The organism is Limnospira sp. (assembly GCF_051859755.1).
GTDB classification, from domain to species: domain Bacteria; phylum Cyanobacteriota; class Cyanobacteriia; order Cyanobacteriales; family Microcoleaceae; genus Limnospira; species Limnospira fusiformis.
In genome coordinates, this window is record NZ_JBIMLI010000061.1 from 7254 (window position 1) to 27010 (window position 19757).

Sequence of the window (19757 nt, forward strand, 5' to 3'; positions counted from 1 at the left end):
GGTTAATATAGCTGCTCTCTGGGAAAGGGAGGATAGGTTTAGGGGCATGATTTATGGATAATATTAAACTGGGGAAATAGGCGATCTATTTAATTAATAATTAATAATTAATAATTAATAATTAGGGGGCGTTCAGGTTAATATAGCTGCTCTCTGGGAAAGGGAGGATAGGTTTAGGGGCATGATTTATGGATAATATTAAACTGGGGAAATATCTGTTTTTAGAAGAGTTTTGTACTTGTACAAAAACTTATGCTAAATATAGCGATCGCATTAATCCTTACCCACAACAGCCAGAAAGTATCGAGGCGATCAAGGACTTAAATCAAGCAATTCTCGACCCAATTATTGATGAATTTGGGCGCGATCGCTTTCAGTTAACCTATGGATTTTGTTCTAAGGACCTGAAAAGATACCTAGAAAAAAAAGATGACCACACCGGAATCAAAAACGGTAGGGTTGCCCCTAACCTAGACCAACATCTAGCCCATGAACTTAACCAAAAAGGCAAATATTACTGTTCTCGATTAGGGGCTTCCTGTGATTTTATGATCATAAATCTGGAAAGTAACCAACTGGTTGATTGGATTATAGATCATCATTTACCCTTCGACTCTTTATATTTTTATGGATGCGATCGCCCCATTCATATTAGTTATGGTCCCCAACATAAGCGGGATATTTGGGGATTTACCGCATCAGGAAAACCCACTAAAAGAGGAATCGAGACTTGGCTAACAAAAATCATCCCGCCGCCGTCAACAGGGAAGTAAATTAATGTGCTTGAGGGCTTACATAACGCAACCTATCAAAAATAGAGGGTCGCTTGAGGGTAGTGACAATTTCTTCTAGGGGTAGGACACGAAACTTAGAATAGAGTGCATTCACCTGATACACCGTATTAGTATCAAGTTCCAGGGCTGTTAGCCAACCACTCTTAGCATGATAAACCCCTGTATCTATACCCAACCAACCTTGTCCTTGGACAAGATTTCCTGGTTCCACCCCATCAAAAGTAAAAGTGATCGTGTGACCGATAATAATCTGTTTTTTGTCAAAATAGGGTTTTGGGATAGAATGGAACTCTTTACGAATCCAGCAAAAATCGGAAGCAGTTTGCTGTTCAATTGGTCGCCTGGGGTTAACTCCGGCATGAACCAGCCAAGTATCTCCGAGGTCGAGAAATAGGGGCAGCGATCGCATCCAATGCAGATGGTCGCGAGGGATAATTTCCGCCTCTTGATAGGAAGCCACAGTAGTTTGACCACCACTATAAAGCCAAGCCTGCCAAGCCTGTTGATTTCTACCTACTTCCGGGAGGGCTTCCAACATGAGTTGTTCATGGTTACCCATTAAGCACTTATAGGGGCTATTTTTGACAAATTCAACCACCTGAGCGCTTTTCGGGCCGCGATCGATGAGATCCCCAAGAAAGTAGACCTCATCATCACTATTGGGAGCCACCTTGTCAAGAAGGGCCATCATTCCTTTATAGTGGCCGTGTATATCACCAATAACAATCCGCCGCTTAGACATTTTCTTTCTTTATGTCTCAATGAATTGCCCTGAGTGAAAGGTGGCTTATCTACTCAAAGCATTGATAAAACTTTGCAGTTCGGACAGAAAACCTTTTTTCTTAGCAGGTGGTAGGTTGGGTGTAACAGATGACGGGTCATCTCCCTGGGTGGCACGAGCCAAGATTTGTTCTAGCTGATCACCCACAGGTTTAGTTGATTGTTCGGTAATTTTTTGGTATTCCCCCTCAATTTCTAGCCAAACTTCCCAAGTTCCTGGATAGCAGCGAAATAAAGCCGCGCCATCGAGAGGCTTGAGATAGTAGCAAGACTCAATAATGTTTAGGAAGCGTTCCCGCAGTTGGCGAGCCGCGTATCCTATGCCTATGATAGCAACATCTTCTAAACGGGGATTAAGAAGAACCACCGAGCGATCGCCTGCCAATTTATGCAGATTTTCGACTTGGTTAACTTCTACAGGAGATGGAGACACGACCAAAAACTGCCCATCATCGGGTTGTAGGCGAGTTTCTACGGGGGAACGACTGGTTCCTATATCGGTGACTCGGAAAGGAGTTTCTCCCCAATCTCGACGAGCCAAAGCTGCCGACCCTGCATCGGGAAAAAAGACTTTAAGCAGGGTGTCGGGTTTTTCGAGGGCGGGGATAAACTGGGAGGCGATCGACTGAGCTTGAAGTTCAATTTCTGGGAATACCAGTTCAACTTGAATCAATTTGTAGCCATCATCGAGAGCAGCAGTTGCCGCTTGTTTGGCTTGTTCGATCGCTTCAGATAGGGTAGTTGGGAGTTGTGTCATCTCAAAATTCTGTAGGTCGAACCCTTGAATGATACCCACACGGGTTAAAGCGCGGAAATAAATACCGCCTTAGACTCATTCTACCAAAGAATCCGGGACTATGAGGACTATTTTTTCCTAAACTGGCTATCTTGAATGGAAGAACCAATACCTTGAATAATACCGCGGCCAATCAAGCCTATACCCCGACCTAGCACCTGAGTTAATAGATAAACTGCTGTGCTACCAATAAAGGATATAGCTGTTCTCACCCTAGGGGCGATCGCATCGCGACCTTCTAAGACCAATGTCACCGCCAACTGAATGCCGGAAAGTTGTTCTAGTTCTTGGCGACGGGAGGCATAGATTGTCAGTTTTTCAATCCCGCGATCGCCTAAAATGAATAATGTATAGCTACTTTCAAAAATCGCCTGGGGTTCACTCATATAGCGTCTCACGCGATATCGCCAGGACAAGTTATTCCTAAATTTTTCAATTTCCCTAGTTGACAGTAGCCGCCGATCATAGAATGTTTGTTTAACTTCCTCCAAATCCGCAAAATGATTAAGTAAAGGCTGCATTACCCCATTAGCGACTTGAATCACCCAATGTTGCAATAAGGCTTCGGCGCGTCGTGTGGCTTCCCAACTACCTAGGGCATAAACTTGATTATCAATGGTTAGGGGTTCTCCGAATAACAAATGAGCCAGTAAATCCCTAATCAGGGGAATATGATTAAGAATTTCCTTTTCCACTAGGGGAGCATCCCTCAATAATACCGGTACTACTTCCACTTGAGCATCTCTGACATTGAGCGAATAATACTTACCAAAAAAATCGGCGATCGCTTCTTTCCACAAATCTATAATCAGGCTATAACTTTTTCTATCTAGCTGTTCTGGCTGTATCTCCGACAGCCTTAATTCATTGATTAAATCCTCAGATTTACGCAATATTGTATAAATCAGCTCTTGTTTTTTAGTTAGTTTAAGTATATCTATTTCTAAGGGGATACCAGTATAATTAACCAAACCTGATTGCAGTTTAGCCACAGTCACATCAAATAATAGCGACTGTACATCCACCGTAGAAGTCTCAGTAGCTAATACTAAACTAGAATCGTTTGTGGTTGCTAATTGACCAGGGTTGGGGGGTTGGTTAGTTCCTGGGGATGATGGTTGACTAAGGGGGTCTGGGGGTGAGGGAGGATTATTAACAGGGGGTGGTAATGGTGGTATTAACTGACTCACCAGCCACCTGGCGGCGCGTAACTCCCGATAGCGACCCCTAGTAATCAGCAAGTTTAGCATCATAACCTTATCACTAGGGATAGATTCAGCCTCCTGGAGTTCTTTGGTTAATTCTTGTAGCGCTTGTTCAATCGACCTTAGCCCCGGTTTAACTAAACCATAGCGAAATTTTTGCCAACTGGTGAGCGCGCGCTGTGGGTTTCTCTGGGAAGATAGCGCCGCCCCAGAAATAGGACTGACCCAATAGCGTTCTCCGGCTGCTACTTGTCGCAGTGCGATCAAAAGTTCTTCTAATCCTACTCCCTTGGGACAATAACCCTGGACTCCTAAATCCCGGAGAGAGATTAGTAAGTTAGGATCTGATTCCGAGGTAAATAGCAACAGGGGTATATTTTTATAAGAGGCTTGGATTTGCTGACAAAATGCGATCGCTGAACGTTGCTGATTCAAAGTACCCTGATTTTTTTGGGCAGTTAAATCTTTAATCCTCAACTCCAAAATCGCCACTTTCACAGTATCAGGAATCACTCCCGATGTAGGCGCGACTGGTGGCTTTACCCAATTATCTAACACTGCTAAAGCCTCTCTCAGAGTGACCGCTTCTGCAATCACTTCCAGGTCAGAAAATGGCTCACAAATTGATTTGACTCCCATTCTAAATATAGGATCATCATCAATCAGCAGCAGTTGAATAATCGATTGGCTCATATCCAGTCCGAGCAAAATAATAAAAGTATTTTTGTCGTTGGTTTCAGGGACTTATACCTGACCTGATGGCATCAGTACCCAAGCACAACCACCATCGGGAACCATTTTTTTGAGCCTCAACCTACAACCAGAAATCACCTGAGGAATCTTCTCAAAATGTGATTTGTGTTACTCCAAGAAAAAATTAGAATCGGGAGCGCTGTAATCTCCAGAAATAGCCGGCGCTGGGGCTGGTTCATAGGCGGGCGCTGGGGCTGGTTCATAGGCGGGGGCGGGGGCGGGTGCTACATAATCAGAATAACCTGACGAGTAAGAATCCCAATTATTAGAATAACTTGACTCGTTTGAACCCCAATTATCAGAGTAACCTGACGAGTAAGAATCCCAATTATTAGAGTAACTTGGCTCGTTTGAACTCCAGTTATCTGAATAACTTGGCTCGTTTGAACTCCAGTTATCTGAATAACTTGACTCGTAGGACCTAGAGTTATCGTAAGACTGACGAGCCGGAGCGCGGTAAGATTCCTCTGCTGCTCGTTGACTTGCCCAAATAGCGTTGCGTTCTGCTGACCATCGAGCGATCGCATTTCGAGCCTCAAAATATAAAGCGCGACCAGAACCAATCTTAGAGGCTTCGTTAATAGCTGCTGTCAGCCTACCCCGACTTGCTAATGAGTAGGCGCTATCCAAAATTGGCTGATCTTCCGCCGTCTGAATGGTTGTCACCCATGCAGCAATTTTCTCCTGAGCGTCGTTATATAGGGCGCGACCTCGGCCAATTTCTGAAGCCTTTTTCACCGCCTCACTCAATTTATGATCTTGAGCCAGGGCTAATGCTTCGCTAAAAATGGGTTGATCTTCAATAATCTGAATCCGTTTTGTCCACTCGGCAATTAGAGTTTGGGCTTCAATGCGTAAAGGTCGCCCAAGTGCCACATTTTCAGCATAGGCTACCGCTGTCCTAAAACCATCGACGGTTTCCGTTCTGGCTGCTTCTCTCGCTATGAGGATATAGGGTCTATCCTGTATCCGTTGTACTTCATTGCGCCAATGTGCTACTAAGGTTTGAGCCTGAAGGCGACGGGGACGCTCTGGGGCAATCATCTGGGCTTGATCTATCGCCAATTGTAAAGCCCAGGGATGGTTGACTTTAGCTATGGTACTGGCTAATTGTATGCCTACTAAATCCTGAATTTTGGCGGAGGCATCATCCACCATGGCCTTAGTTTCTTGATACAGAAGGCGATCGCTTGGTATTCTTTCTAGCGCCGCTTGACCCTCAATTAACGTGGCCATTTGTAGCAGAGGCTGTCCTAGGGATTGGTTAGAAATCACCTGTTGCAGCTCAGTTAGTAAGATAATATCCTTCGCTTCCCTGTGAACCGGAGAATACGAGGGAACCATTCGGGCGATTTTAATCCCCTGATCAAAATCTTGTTTCTCAGTCGCGGATACCGCCAACTCTAAGAGTTTCTGACTCCAGGAGGTAATTTCTTTTTTGGCTAACGAAACTATAAACAGTTGCTCATCAACCTTGTTAGCCAGTTCTATCGCTTCAACTAAACTCTCGGGAGTAGAACGCTTGGCTATGTTGGCAGCTTCTTTGAGGCGCTGTTCTCCTTGCCTTTCTAAGCTAAGGCGATCGAGTAGTTCATTAAATCGCTTAGTGTTCCAGTGTACATTATTGAGCTTACCCACAGCTTGAATATAGCGGAAAGCCTGATTCCAGTCCTGGGATTTCATCGCGTTTTCCGCTTGTCTGGCTAAATTTAAACCCTCATCCCAATAATTCTGCCAACTTGCCATGGCTCGCTGTACTTCCTCATAGGCGGGGCTATCAGCCGGAACCACCGCCACCAAATCTAAGGCTCCTTGCAAGTCTCCCGCTTCTAGTCTTTGATTGGCGAAGAATATCAGCCTCTGAGACCATTCTCGCATCATCTGTCTTCCCTGGTTTTGCAGGGGGTGGTCTTCTGGCCAACTGTTAACTAGGGCAAATGCTGCTTGAATATCCTCTAGTTTACCCGATTTTGTACTTTGGTCTGCACAATGTAGGCGATCGCCTGCTGCCGAAATTGCTGAGATTTCTTCACAATTAGGAGGGGGTGGCGTAGTCAGTAGCCATAATAATGCACCCGTTGCCGTCGTTCCGAAACCTAATAGGAAAAATAACCAAAGCAGTTGCCATCCCCAAAAACCCTTGGGGACACCCGGCCTTTTGCCTCGCTTTTTCGGGTAAACTATAGGTTGACTTGTTTCTGCAATCATTCCCGCATCACTAGAGACAACCACATCACTGGATGCACTTGCTTCTAATGCAGGTTGGCTAGAGTGTTCAAATTGGGGAGTTGCCATAACTTCATCTTCCTTTGGTGCTAATGGTTCAGCCTAAGCATGGTGGGTGGGTTCCTTGAGTTGTCCCCTGGTTTTACCCCAGGTGAGTTAAAAACACCATTGTAGGGCAACTTGATGTTAACAGATCAATTCCCTTTGAGCATCATTGTTAAGTTGCCTTGGTAACTTCCCACCTAATGGCACTGTATGTTAGCCTTAATACTCAGGCAATTTTGGCTAACCGCAACTATACCGATTCCTTTGTCAAGCAATGATAAAATTAAAGTAACCCGCTAATTGTAGCTTGGCCCAAGTTAAACTTAATGACCATTAGAATCACACTAGACTCCCACTGCATCAATCATCTGGATATCTCACCTGTTGACAAGGTTGTTGAGCAACTGATTCAGGAATCAAAGCTCAGAAGTGCCGAACCAGAAATCAGCTTTGAGATTGACTATCCCCTAGATGACCAAGACCCCCGCGAGTTGTCTGAGGTGCCAGAAGTTCGACTGTGGTTTATTTGTCTTGATAGCCAATATCCCTGGCTACCTTATGTTTTAGACTGGCGATCGGGAGAGTTGGCTCGTTATGTCGCTATGCTAGTTCCCCACCAGTTTCACGGTCGCGAAGGCATACAATACAATCCAGAAGCTCTGGAGATTTTCCTGATGCAGAAAATTTTTGTGATTACCCGTTGGCTTCAGGAGATGGGATTACCAAGTCGCTCCCGGCTTCAGTCTATGGCTCAAATGTTAGGTTACGATCTCGATGAGGGTTTATTTGATGTGATCGAACAGCGATCCTAAAACACTTTGGATTAACAAGTTAAACTATAGCTATCGGTTCTAGTCAGGGAAGGTCTTAGCCTATACCCTTAAACTAGCTGACTTTAACCAGACTGATTATTCTCAGTCAATTATACACCATTTAAGGAAAAACAGCGCCATGGGATTATTTGACCGTATCGGCCGAGTTGTAAGGGCCAACTTGAATGACTTGGTGAATAAGGCAGAAGACCCGGAAAAGATACTTGAACAAGCTATTATTGAAATGCAAGAGGATCTGATCCAGTTGCGCCAAGCCGTCGCTCAGACCATCGCCCAGCAAAAACGTTCTCAACAACAGTATAATCAAGCCCAGTCCCAAGCTAACCAATGGCAGTCTCGCGCGCAACTAGCTCTACAAAAGGGCGATGAAAACTTGGCGCGGGAGGCCCTCCAGCGCAAAAAGGGCTATGTCGAAACCGCTAATACCCTGGAAATGAGTCTCAGGCAGCAAACTGAACAGGTAGAGACTCTCAAGCGGAACTTGGTTAGCTTAGAGAGTAAAATTTCCGAAGCCAAGACTAAGAAAAATATGCTCAAGGCTAGAGCTCAGGCGGCTAAGGCTAATGAACAGCTCAATAATCTCCTTGGTGGTATTAATACCAGTAGTGCTACCTCGGCTTTTGAACGCATGGAGGAAAAAGTCATGATTCAGGAAGCCAAGTCTCAAGCGACGGCTGAGTTGATGGATAGTGACTTGGAAGAACAATTCATCAAGCTGGAAGCGGGAAGTGATGTTGATGATGAGTTGGCGGCTATGAAGGCTCAACTGGCTGGCGCTCCTGCTAATCAGCCTCAATTATCACCTTCTGAGCCTACTGATAGTTCGGCTTCTAATCCGGAGATTGACAACGAACTTGAGGAGTTGCGTAGAGAACTTAATAAATAAGTTGCTGTCTCGGAGGCTTCAGTCTGGGGTCGGGAAACCGGGAAGTAGTAGGGTGTAGGGTTTTTTGGGGCGTGGGGTGTAGCGCCCTGCTTTGGGCAACTGTTCCCTGCTCCCTAAATCTTCCCCAGGTCTGAGTGTGGATAATTCTTTGACTTTGGGGACTAAATCAGCAATAATCTTGTTGAATCCGAATCAAGCACCTACTTATGTTGTTTGGGGTTATAACCATTGGTAAGCATAAATTAACTTCTCATTCTACGATCTCGATGAGGGTTTATTTGATGTGATTGAACAGCGATCCTAAAACACTTTCGATTAACAAGTTAAACTATAGCTATCGGTTCTAGTCAGGGAAGGTCTTAGCCTATACCCTTAAACTAGCTGACTTTAACCAGACTGATTATTCTAAGTCAATTATACACCATTTAAGGAAAAACAGCGTCATGGGATTATTTGACCGTATCGGCCGAGTTGTAAGGGCCAACTTGAATGACTTGGTGAATAAGGCAGAAGACCCGGAAAAGATACTTGAACAAGCTGTTATTGAAATGCAAGAGGATCTGATCCAGTTGCGCCAAGCCGTCGCTCAGACCATCGCCCAGCAAAAACGTTCTCAACAACAGTATAATCAAGCCCAGTCCCAAGCTAACCAATGGCAGTCTCGCGCGCAACTAGCTCTACAAAAGGGCGATGAAAACTTGGCGCGGGAGGCCCTCCAGCGCAAAAAGGGCTATGTCGAAACCGCTAATACCCTGGAAATGAGTCTCAGGCAGCAAACTGAACAGGTAGAGACTCTCAAGCGGAACTTGGTTAGCTTAGAGAGTAAAATTTCCGAAGCCAAGACTAAGAAAAATATGCTCAAGGCTAGAGCTCAGGCGGCTAAGGCTAATGAACAGCTCAATAATCTCCTTGGTGGTATTAATACCAGTAGTGCTACCTCGGCTTTTGAACGCATGGAGGAAAAAGTCATGATTCAGGAAGCCAAGTCTCAAGCGACGGCTGAGTTGATGGATAGTGACTTGGAAGAACAATTCATCAAGCTGGAAGCGGGAAGTGATGTTGATGATGAGTTGGCGGCTATGAAGGCTCAACTGGCTGGCGCTCCTGCTAATCAGCCTCAATTATCACCTTCTGAGCCTACTGATAGTTCGGCTTCTAATCCGGAGATTGACAACGAACTTGAGGAGTTGCGTAGAGAACTTAATAAATAAGTTGCTGTCTCGGAGGCTTCAGTCTGGGGTCGGGAAACCGGGAAGTAGTAGGGTGTAGGGTTTTTTGGGGCGTGGGGTGTAGCGCCCTGCTTTGGGCAACTGTTCCCTGCTCCCTAAATCTTCCCCAGGTCTGAGTGTGGATAATTCTTTGACTTTGGGGACTAAATCAGCAATAATCTGTGTAAATCCAGATCAAGCACCTACTTATGTTGTTTGGGGTTATAACCATTGGTAAGCATAAATTAACTTCTCATTCTTTGAACTTATGATGCTCAAAGTTCGATTTTTAACCATCAGTGCATTTGCGGCTGGTTTTGGTCTATGTTCTATTGTATTTGCTCTATTTACGGTGGTTTCCGAGTTGAGTTTGGCGGCGGCTATTAGAACCATTTTAACTTCTTTGTTTTTTGGAATCAATATGGTTTTTATGCTGCACTATTATACATCAATATATAAGGAGCAAAAATTAATTTCGCGACTGCGTGCCGAAGTTAAAAACATGAACTATATTAATTATAATTAATCTGAGTTTTTGCGAAATAATAGGAGTTGATAAAATGCTAGATTTTTTGAATAATATTATCGGCAGAAATCCCGGTAAATTCAAGGCTAAGGTTGAGGTGTACAGTTGGCAAACCTGTCCTTACTGTATCCGCGCCAAACTGCTGCTGTGGTGGAAAGGGGTTGAATATACTGATTATCAAATAGATGGCGATAATAATGCTAGAGAAGCCATGGCACAACGGGCTAACGGTCGGCGCACGGTTCCCCAAATTTTTATCAATAATCAGCATATCGGCGGCTGCGACGACCTCTATCAGTTAGACAGTGAAGGGAAATTAGAACCGTTATTAATTCCGCCACTATCTTAACATTTGGGCTGGGATTGTACATCTAAAATTAATGGTTGGAGAAGTTAAATTATGTCTTTTGTAGGACTGCATATTCACAGTGACTACAGCCTCCTTGATGGTGCTTCTCAACTCCCACAGTTGGTCAGTCGCGCTGTGGAATTAGGAATGCCAGCGATCGCTCTTACGGATCATGGGGTGATGTATGGGGCGATCGAACTTATTAAAATCTGCCGCAGTAAGGGTATTAAACCTATTATTGGCAATGAAATGTATGTCCTCAATGCTGATGTGACAGTTCAACAGCGAGGAATTAAAAAATATCATCAAGTGGTCTTGGCTAAAAATACCCAAGGCTATAAAAACTTGGTGAAATTAACTACTATTTCTCACTTAAAAGGTTTTCAAGGAAAGGGAATTTTTGCTCGTCCTTGTATTAATAAGGAACTATTAGAAGAGTATCACGAAGGCTTAATTGTTACCAGTGCTTGTTTGGGGGGTGAGGTTCCCCAAGCTATTCTTCAGAGGCGCATGGATATCGCACGCCAAACTGTTGAGTGGTATAAAAGGGTGTTTGGGGATGATTACTATTTAGAAATTCAAGATCATGGTTCCCCAGAAGACCGCATTGTTAATGTGGCTTTGGTGCAACTGGCGAGGGAATTTGAAGTCAAAATTGTGGCGACTAATGATTCACACTTTATTTCCTGTAATGATGTGGAAGCACATGATGCCTTATTATGTATTAATACACAAAAGTTAATTACTGAGGATAACCGATTACGTTATAGTGGCACAGAGTACCTAAAATCGGCGGAAGAGATGATGCAACTGTTTCGAGATCATCTCCCAGATGAGGTGATTAAAGAAGCGATCGCTAATACCTTAGAAGTGGCGGAAAAAGTGGAACCCTATACCGGAATTTTAGGGGAACCTCGTATTCCTGATTATCCGATACCTCCGAATCATACCGCTGATACTTATTTAGAAGAAATCGCCTGGGAAGGCTTGAAAAAACGATTAAATGCTCAAGGGCGATCGGAAATCAAGCCCGTCTATCGAGAAAGGCTCGAATATGAATTAAAAATGATGCAAAAAATGGGTTTTGCTACCTATTTTTTAGTAGTTTGGGATTACATAAAACACGCTAGAGATAATCATATCCCTGTCGGTCCTGGTAGGGGTTCGGCGGCGGGTTCCTTGGTCGCTTACGCCTTACAAATTACTAATATTGATCCGGTTCATCACGGGTTACTATTTGAGCGTTTTCTGAACCCAGAACGAAAATCTATGCCGGATATTGATACAGATTTCTGCATAGACCGCCGTGATGAAATGATTAAATATGTTACCTCCAAATATGGGGAAGAGAAAGTTGCTCAAATTATCACCTTTAACCGCATGACTTCTAAGGCGGTACTCAAAGATGTTGCTAGGGTGTTAGGAATACCCTATAGCAAATCGGATCAAATGGCAAAAATGATTCCGGTATCTCGTGGTAAACCGACTAAATTAAAGGTGATGATTTCTGACCAAAGTCCATCCCCGGAATTTAAACAAGCATACGATAATGACTTTGTACCCATTAAAAATGATGCTGGTGAGGAAGTGGGAACTATTGCTGTGCGTCAGTGGGTTGACATGGCAATTCGTATTGAAGGGACTAACAAAACCTTTGGAGTTCACGCAGCGGGGGTGGTGATTTCTAAACAGCCTTTAGATGAAATTGTCCCTCTTCAACGGAATAATGATGGGTCGGTCATTACTCAATATTTTATGGAAGATATAGAAGCCCTGGGTCTGTTGAAAATGGACTTTTTGGGCTTAAAAAACTTGACGATTATTCAAAGAACTTTAAACTATATTTCCCAAAATCATCACCTAGATATTGACCCCTATAATTTAGCCGCTGACGAACGTAAAGCCATGGATATTCTGGCTAAAGGTGCGGTGAAAAAAATGCCGGAGGATGTGGCGAAAACCTATAAGATTTTGGAAAGAGGAGATTTGGAAGGTTTATTTCAACTAGAATCTTCGGGAATGCGTCAGATTGTGAAGGACTTAAAGCCTTCCAGTATTGAGGATATTTCTTCTATTTTGGCATTGTATAGACCCGGACCTTTAGACGCTGGTTTAATTCCTCAGTTTATTAATCGTAAGCATAAACGAGAACCAATTCGCTATGAGCATAAACTTTTGGAACCTATTTTGAATGAGACCTATGGAATTTTGGTCTATCAAGAACAAATTATGAAAATGGCTCAAGATTTGGCGGGGTATTCTTTGGGTCAGGCGGACTTGCTGCGACGTGCTATGGGGAAAAAGAAAGCATCGGAAATGCAGAAGCATCGGGAAACTTTTATTGATGGTGCGACGCGCAATGGAGTCCCCCAAAATATCGCAGAACATCTGTTCGACCAAATGGTTAAGTTCGCTGAATATTGTTTTAACAAATCCCATTCTACCGCCTACGGTTACATTACTTATCAGACGGCTTACTTAAAGGCTAATTATCCGACAGAGTATATGGCGGCTTTGCTGACGGAGAATAGTGGCAATACTGACAAGGTTAGGGCTTATATTGAATCCTGTAAGCATTTGGGTATTGATGTAGTTCCACCTGATATTAATCGCTCTAATGTGGATTTTACGCCTATAGAAAATAGGATTGTATTTGGGTTGTCGGCGATTAAAAATGTGGGAGATGGCGCGATTGAACATTTGCTATCTGTACGAGAGGAAGGGGGACCTTTTCGCAGTTTGGCGGATTTGTGCGATCGCATTAATCTACAAATGGTTAATAGTCGCGCTTTGGAATCTTTAATTAAATCGGGTGCTTTTGATAGTCTCCATGCTAACCGCAAGCAATCAATTGAATATTTGAATATAGTTATTCCTTGGGCGCAAGATAGGGCGAAAAATCGAGAAATTGGTCAAACGAATTTGTTTGATTTGGTCAATTATGCAACTACTGAGAGTAATTCACCTTCGGGAGAACCTGCTTTTCCGAAAGGTGATGATTATGCGCCTAAAGATAAGTTGCAATTTGAGAAGGAATTACTAGGCTTTTATGTTTCGGATCACCCTCTCAAGTCTTTGTTAGACTCAGGGATACTCCCGGATAATGTGACTTTGGATAAACTGCCAGAACAAAAGTCAAAAGCTGCTGTTAAGGTGGCGGTGATTTTAATTAATATTAAGCCCCATTTGACTAAAAAAGGCGATCGCATGGCGTTTCTACTACTAGAAGATTTGACCGGACAAATTGATGCTGTGGTGTTTCCTAGTAGTTATGAGGCGGTACAACAGGAGTTAAAAGAAAATGCGGTTGTTGTGGTTGAGGGTAAGGTGGAAAAACGGGATGATCAGACTCAAATTATTGTGGACGCTATCAAGTCTGCTGATGAGTTAATTAAACCGAATAATCAGCCAGGTTCCCCCTCGCAACTTCCGCCGAATTTGGCGGCTTCTTCAGTGATTCAACTCTGTTTAACTCCTGAAGAAATTTGCCAATTGGAAAGGTTACAAATTCTCAAAGGCATTTTGGAAGAATATCGAAGTAATCAAGGCTTGGGAAGGGTTCCTATTCAAGCCATTGTTGATGGTCAAGTTTCGCCTAAACCATTGGTACGCTTTGGCTCTCAATTCTGGGTAGAAAATCAAGAGGCGATCGTACAACAGTTAAAAACTTCTGGTTTTACCGTTGATATACTATCAATTGATAATGAATAACCCACCGGCAATTATTAATTATTAATTATTAATTATTAATTATTAATTATTAATTATTAATTATTAATTAGATTGTTGATGATAATAGCCATGACCTGTCCTAATGCTAACCCGCCATCATTGGTGGGAACCTGTTTAGACCAATAGTGAATAATGCCTTCTGAAGTTAGTCGCTGGATAGTCTTTTCTAATAAATATCGGTTTTGAAAACATCCTCCAGTCAAGACAAGGGGAACCTCTGGAAACTTTTGAGATACCATAATGATTCCCTCTATTAAGGTATTGTGAAATTTAGCAGAGATCAGGCTGACAGGAACATGATTGTTAAAATCTTTAAGTACCTGCTTGACCATGGGTTCCCAATCTAAAATGATTTTACCTGAACTTTGGTGCAAATTAATTGGGTAATGCTCATCAGTAATTACATCGCCGATCGCAAATTCTAAGTCCATGGCGGCTTGTCCTTCAAAACTGATATTGTCGCGATGACCGACCAAAAAAGCGATCGCATCAAATAACCTCCCGACACTAGATGTTCTAGGTGTATTAACTTTCCGGTTCAGCATTTGCAAAATTAACTTTAACTGGGGGAAATTCCCTAAGCTAATTTTCTGCTTATTCAAATAATCCCATAACTGTTCCCCCCACAATTCATATAATAATCCTAAGCCTAATCGTCGGGGTTCTAAGACGGCTTTATCACCTCCAGGAAGTGGGAAATTTCGCCAATGTCCGACTCGCTGAAAGCCGATTTTATTAATTAGTAGAAACTCTCCCCCCCAGATGGTTTCATCTAATCCATAACCAGTCCCGTCCCAAGCTACTCCTAAGACGGGAAATGATAATTGATGTTCTGCCATAACCGCCAAAACATGAGCATAATGATGTTGTACTGGAATGACGGGAACTTGCCGTTTTTCTTGTTGCCAAATATCAGCAGCTAATTGATACGCAAACTGAGTGGAAATATAGTCTGGGTGTGCGTCACAAGCAATCACATCAGGCTTAAAATCATAGATATTACTGAGGCTGTTAATTGCTTCTTTAAATGCCTGAAACGCTTGTGGACTCTGCAAATTGCCAATATATTGACTGATAAAAACTTGTTTTTCTACGGCAATAGCAATGGTATTTTTTAAGTGTCCACCTACTGCCAAAATATATGGGTATTGACAATTAGAAATGCTCTGTGATAGAATAGAATCATGTGTTGTATGGTGGCTATCTCTGTCTAAAATTGTCACAGGTAGGGGTGCATAACCTCTAGCGCGGCGAATAACCATCTGTTCACCCAAAACACTCCGCACGACGGAATCATCTACTGGTCGGGCGATAGGGCGGTTGTGAACCAGAAAGATATCGGCAATTTTCCCCAAACGGTGGAGGGCTTCCGTCTGGTCAGTACAGATAGGCTCGTTGGAAAAATTACCGCTGGTGGCAACAATGGGAAAATCTAACTCAGCCATCAACAAATGATGGAGGGGGGTATAAGGTAACATAACCCCCAAATTAGGATTACCGGGAGCGACATTATCCGCCAAAGCGGATGCACCGGGCAGCCTTGATAATAGCACAATGGGGGCTTGAGGCGATCGCAACCATTGTTCCTCGGCGGCGGATATATCACAAACCTGGGCTATTTGCTGTATACTGCGATACATTACAGCAAAAGGTTTATGGGGTCGATGCTTACGGACTCGCAATTGTTCAACGGCGGCGGCATTAGTAGCATCTACAAGTAACTGGAAGCCTCCCAAACCCTTCATGGCGACAATTTGACCGCGACCCATGGCGGCGGCGGCTTGTAATAAGGCATGATGGCGGTTAGCCAAAACCTGTCCCTGATGATTCCATAATTCTAAAATGGGACCACAGACGGGACAAGCATTAGGTTGAGCATGAAAACGGCGATCGCCAGGGTGGTGATATTCGCGATCGCAATTAGGACACATTGGGAAGGCGGCCATAGTAGTATTCTCCCGGTCATAGGGGAGAGTTTTAATAATGCTGTAGCGCGGCCCGCAATTAGTACAATTGGTAAAGGGATAGCGGAAACGGCGGTTATGGGGGTCAAAAATATCTTGTAAGCATTGGGGACAAGTGGCAAGATCTGGCAAAACGATCGCTGATTTAGCGCCCTGAATAGTTGACTGAGAAGCTCTAATCTCAAAGTGAGAATAGCCAGCCAGAGGCAGCCAAACGGCTTCTAAACTGTGAATATGCGATATTGGTGGTTTTTCTATTTGCAGGCGCTGTTGGAAGCGCTCAAGACTCTCTGAACAGCCTTCGACTTCAATAAAAACCCCCCCCACGGAATTATTTACCCAACCTTTGAGGTTCAGTTGGGTAGCGAGTCGATAGACAAAGGGCCGAAACCCGACACCTTGAACAGCACCGCGAATAGTTAAACTGAGGCGAGACAGATTTTGATCAGAAGTAGACAACATAGGAGATCGGAGAAACACTAAACTCAAACTCTCGAAAATTTATCTGATTGGTTAAAATAAGTCCGAATTGATGAGTTAACAGAAGAAACAGAGATTAATGATACAATTACCAGAGTACGCGATGACTGGTGTTCACGGAAAAAGCCGTCAAATCAAACGACTGACCAGCAGCTTGTTTTTAGCACTTGCTGCTGTGTTGCTGATTGTAACTAAGCCAGCGGTAGCCTTTCAAGTTCAAGTTAGCCCTACCTCCCCTCAGTTGGGAGATACTATTTCGGTGGTGATAAGTGGGGTCAATAGCCAGGAGTCACAACCAACAGTGACAATGGGAGGGAAAAACTATCCTCTGTTTGCGCTGGGTGGCGATCGCTATCGCGCTTTAATTCCGACGACTCCCCTAGACCAACCGGGTGCGAAATCAATTCAGATTAGCAATGGTAGCCAACAGAGTAATGTGAGCGTGCAATTGCGCGATCGCCGTTTTCCCACCCAGTCAATTTGGCTCCCACCAGATAGCGCTGGGCGGCGAGGTACAGACCATGAGTTTGACCGGGTTGATGAATTTAAACGAATTGTTACCCCCGAAAGACATTGGAATGGGCCGTTTTTGCGTCCAAGTTCCGGTGAGGTGACAACAATTTATGGAGTCCGAAGATACTATAACGGGAAGTTCGCCGAAAACTATTATCATCGAGGGGTTGATTATGCCGCTCCGACGGGTTCTCCGGTGATAGCACCAGCAGCGGGTCGGGTGGCTCTGGTGGGGCGTGAGTCCCAAGGATTTGAAATCCACGGTGACACTATTGGTATTGATCACGGTCAGGGAGTTACCAGTATTTTCCTTCACTTGAGTCGAATTGATGTACAGGAAGGACAAATGGTGACAGCAGGCCAGACCATTGGGGCGATCGGATCAACGGGGGCCTCTACGGGACCACACCTTCATTGGGGTCTTTATGTTCACGGCCAATGTGTAGATCCAGTCCCTTGGCGGTTTGACGGTATAGAATAAATGATTCTCTTGATGGTGATTAGAAAATTTAGTTTTGTGGAGTTTGAGTTAATCAGTGGTTGATTGGTGTAGAACTAATTTTATTCTCTGGGCGAATCACGCAACGGAGATTCGGGAATGAACCAAAAGTTCTCACAGGCCTAGTCAAAGCGCCCCTATAGGTGGCTCGAAGGCTTTACTTTTTTTCGATGTCCATTTTGCCCCTCGCCGATGAAACCACTTTGCTACCGAACATTTCTGCATTATGCAAGTCTGCCCTCACGGGATGTTAAGCCCCTAAATAGACGGGGCTATCAAGCTACTGCGTAAAGATTGTCGGTTTCTATCCTACAATTCGTGGCGTATAGTTAATTAATTTGTAAAGCCGTCCTAGAAGGACGGGGTTTTAGACCCAGGAGTTTCGATGAGTATTGAAAAAATTGTTGATCAGGCTTTACAGGATGGTTATTTGACACCATCTATGGAAGCAGAGGTAGGGCGGATATGTAATACAGCTTCAGAATTATCCATCGAGGAGTATATGGCTCTCGATCGCCTCATGGGTGCTTTGTTGACGGGGGAAGTGGTTGTTTTACCCCGCAAGCAGTTTATTAATGTGATGGAAGAGTTAGTTCTCAGTGAGGCGATCGCTCAAGTGGCCCAAATTGATGAAGTAAGCGAGCAGTCTTTGGATGTGGGGGATATTGCCGCCTATGCTCTCAACCGCTTACCCCCACTGTATGCTACTACAGAGGAGGGGGCGCAATATCAGAGGTCTCGCGCTAAGGAGGAACTACAAGCCCTCATTTCTAGCCAAGTGAAAGAGGCTATTGCACGAAACTTAGACCGCGCCGCCCAAAATCAAAAAGTGTTAGGCCAGATATCCGATAGTTCTCTATTGGGACAAATGAGCGGTTTACTGAAAGCCTACGCGGAAGACTACGAACCGGATCACGAAACTAATACCCCAAACTAATTTAAGGCGATCGCTCAGTTGGTGCTAACTAATGCACCTATTGCGATCGCCACCGATAACCACTGGCTTAGGAATCAGACACCTGATCATCTTTGCTAGGGTTCTTGCTACCAGAGGTGGCAGTTTGGCTTTGGGCGGCCCTTTGTTCCCGCTTCTTGCGTTCAGCTTGGGTCATCTCCTCTACCATTAACCGCGCCTGAGCGACCTTTTCTAGGTTGGTGCGGTACAGGTCTAAATCCTTCTCCAGCTTGTCTTTAGGTAGCCTTAAAGCCTCACTAAAGTCACTTAGGATGGTTTTTAACCCTTCCGAGTCCTGAGCCGCTGTGACATCGCTTTTTTCTAGGAGAGTATATAAACCAATGGCAAATAGCCGAGAGTATTTGAATTTAGGGTTATTGGCGATCGCATGAAAACAGGACTGCAAAGGGTCATCCCCGGAACTTTCCTGAGCTATCTTAGCCCTTTCGGTCAAATCTTTCACAGAAAGGGTCGCCGCTTGTGCCTCTAAAGCCGTAGCATCAGCCCGATATTGATTAGGGTCGCTTTCTTGGGCCATAATCAAAGCCGCCCAAATCGACAATTTATCGGCTTCGGGGATGTATCCTTGCATAAAGCGATCGAAGGCCGTGACCACACCCAGAGCATAAATGGGGTCATATTTAAAATCGACATTGACGGACAACAGGTGCATTTCCACCATTAACTCCTCAACCACGCGACGATAGATAGAGTTAATCGGCCGAGTATGGATGTTGTAAAAAGCTCGCTTGGTATCTGAAACAGTGCGGATATTGTTCACGGTTAAAATTTCTAAAAGCCCCGCGTCTATGTGACCGGGAGGGACTTAAACTAATTGTCCCCTGAGACGGTAAATTTGCCAAGACTGTCAATAGTAGTTAGAGCAATCAGCGATGATTAGCACCAACAACCGGGACTTCGTAGATGAACCCCCGGCCATTCTTGCCTAACATGAAGCTCACCCCACCCGCCCAAGGCAGGTGGGGGTGTCGGTGCTAACCTGGAACCGTGCTAGTCCACAGGTCACACAAACAAGCCCAGCTTCTAGGCGATCGCCCTCGAACTTTGGCTCGAGGGCTCCTCACTGTCCTTTCGGCGAGTGAGCTGAAGAATACCTCGTGCAGCAATATTGAGCGCCCCATTGAGGTCGGCATTGTATCGCTTGCCCGAGGAAAATTTAGCCAGGGCATAGTTTTGGCCGTCCCGCCCTTTC

The 19757-nt window shown here is 44.3% G+C and carries 15 protein-coding genes; 9 read left to right on the plus strand and 6 right to left on the minus strand.

The genetic code is table 11. The annotated features are described in order from the left end of the window. Positions 1-188: 188 nt before the first annotated feature. On the plus strand, positions 189-773 hold the full coding sequence (locus ACTIE0_RS12370; RefSeq protein WP_006620791.1) for a hypothetical protein: 585 nt from the start codon (positions 189-191) through the stop codon (positions 771-773). Position 774: 1 nt separating this feature from the next. Here the strand turns inward: ACTIE0_RS12370 and ACTIE0_RS12375 are convergent, their stop codons facing one another. The 4 genes from ACTIE0_RS12375 to ACTIE0_RS12390 all read right to left on the minus strand — a co-directional run bounded on the left by ACTIE0_RS12375 (position 775) and on the right by ACTIE0_RS12390 (position 6623). Continuing rightward, positions 775-1536 (minus strand): metallophosphoesterase family protein, encoded by a 762-nt coding sequence (locus ACTIE0_RS12375; protein WP_006668048.1) that lies wholly within the window; start codon positions 1534-1536, stop codon positions 775-777. Between the two features lie 45 nt (positions 1537-1581). Next, entirely contained in the window at positions 1582-2331 is a 750-nt protein-coding gene (locus tag ACTIE0_RS12380) for a DUF1995 family protein (RefSeq protein ID WP_006668047.1), read from the minus strand. Positions 2332-2438: 107 nt separating this feature from the next. After that, positions 2439-4268 (minus strand): DUF3685 domain-containing protein, encoded by a 1830-nt coding sequence (locus ACTIE0_RS12385; RefSeq protein WP_006668046.1) that lies wholly within the window; start codon positions 4266-4268, stop codon positions 2439-2441. 168 nt (positions 4269-4436) lie between these two features. Next, the gene (locus ACTIE0_RS12390) at positions 4437-6623 is read right to left on the minus strand and encodes a hypothetical protein (RefSeq protein ID WP_006668045.1); all 2187 of its coding nucleotides are present in this window, start codon (positions 6621-6623) and stop codon (positions 4437-4439) included. 302 nt (positions 6624-6925) lie between these two features. On the opposite strand from ACTIE0_RS12390, the gene ACTIE0_RS12395 reads away from it, so the two are divergent. The 6 genes from ACTIE0_RS12395 (at position 6926) to ACTIE0_RS12420 (ending at position 14112) form a co-directional block, all read left to right on the plus strand. Then, positions 6926-7411, plus strand: a complete 486-nt coding sequence (locus ACTIE0_RS12395; protein WP_006668044.1) for a CRR6 family NdhI maturation factor — start codon at positions 6926-6928, stop codon at positions 7409-7411. A 139-nt stretch (positions 7412-7550) separates the two neighbouring features. Next, positions 7551-8318, plus strand: a complete 768-nt coding sequence (locus tag ACTIE0_RS12400; RefSeq protein ID WP_439516912.1) for a PspA/IM30 family protein — start codon at positions 7551-7553, stop codon at positions 8316-8318. Positions 8319-8761: 443 nt separating this feature from the next. Next, on the plus strand, positions 8762-9529 hold the full coding sequence (locus ACTIE0_RS12405; protein ID WP_439516913.1) for a PspA/IM30 family protein: 768 nt from the start codon (positions 8762-8764) through the stop codon (positions 9527-9529). A 265-nt stretch (positions 9530-9794) separates the two neighbouring features. Further along, positions 9795-10052, plus strand: coding sequence for a hypothetical protein (locus ACTIE0_RS12410; RefSeq protein WP_006668042.1), 258 nt, complete (start codon positions 9795-9797; stop codon positions 10050-10052). Between the two features lie 34 nt (positions 10053-10086). After that, positions 10087-10401, plus strand: a complete 315-nt coding sequence (gene grxC, locus ACTIE0_RS12415) for a glutaredoxin 3 (RefSeq protein ID WP_006620781.1) — start codon at positions 10087-10089, stop codon at positions 10399-10401. Positions 10402-10452: 51 nt separating this feature from the next. Next, positions 10453-14112: a DNA polymerase III subunit alpha gene (locus tag ACTIE0_RS12420; protein WP_006668041.1), complete on the plus strand. Its 3660-nt coding sequence runs from the start codon at positions 10453-10455 to the stop codon at positions 14110-14112. Positions 14113-14168: 56 nt separating this feature from the next. Here ACTIE0_RS12420 and hypF read toward each other — a convergent pair whose 3' ends face one another. Further along, positions 14169-16559, minus strand: coding sequence for a carbamoyltransferase HypF (hypF, locus tag ACTIE0_RS12425; protein ID WP_006668040.1), 2391 nt, complete (start codon positions 16557-16559; stop codon positions 14169-14171). A gap of 97 nt (positions 16560-16656) precedes the next feature. Between hypF and ACTIE0_RS12430 the strand changes: the two genes are divergently transcribed. Together ACTIE0_RS12430 and ACTIE0_RS12435 are read left to right on the plus strand one after the other, a co-directional pair. Further along, the gene (locus ACTIE0_RS12430; RefSeq protein WP_006620776.1) at positions 16657-17571 is read left to right on the plus strand and encodes a M23 family metallopeptidase; all 915 of its coding nucleotides are present in this window, start codon (positions 16657-16659) and stop codon (positions 17569-17571) included. 403 nt (positions 17572-17974) lie between these two features. After that, positions 17975-18526, plus strand: coding sequence for a late competence development ComFB family protein (locus ACTIE0_RS12435; protein WP_006620775.1), 552 nt, complete (start codon positions 17975-17977; stop codon positions 18524-18526). 67 nt (positions 18527-18593) lie between these two features. On the opposite strand, the gene psb29 is transcribed toward ACTIE0_RS12435, so the two are convergent. Then, the gene (psb29, locus tag ACTIE0_RS12440; RefSeq protein WP_071533514.1) at positions 18594-19325 is read right to left on the minus strand and encodes a photosystem II biogenesis protein Psp29; all 732 of its coding nucleotides are present in this window, start codon (positions 19323-19325) and stop codon (positions 18594-18596) included. Positions 19326-19757: the final 432 nt, after the last annotated feature.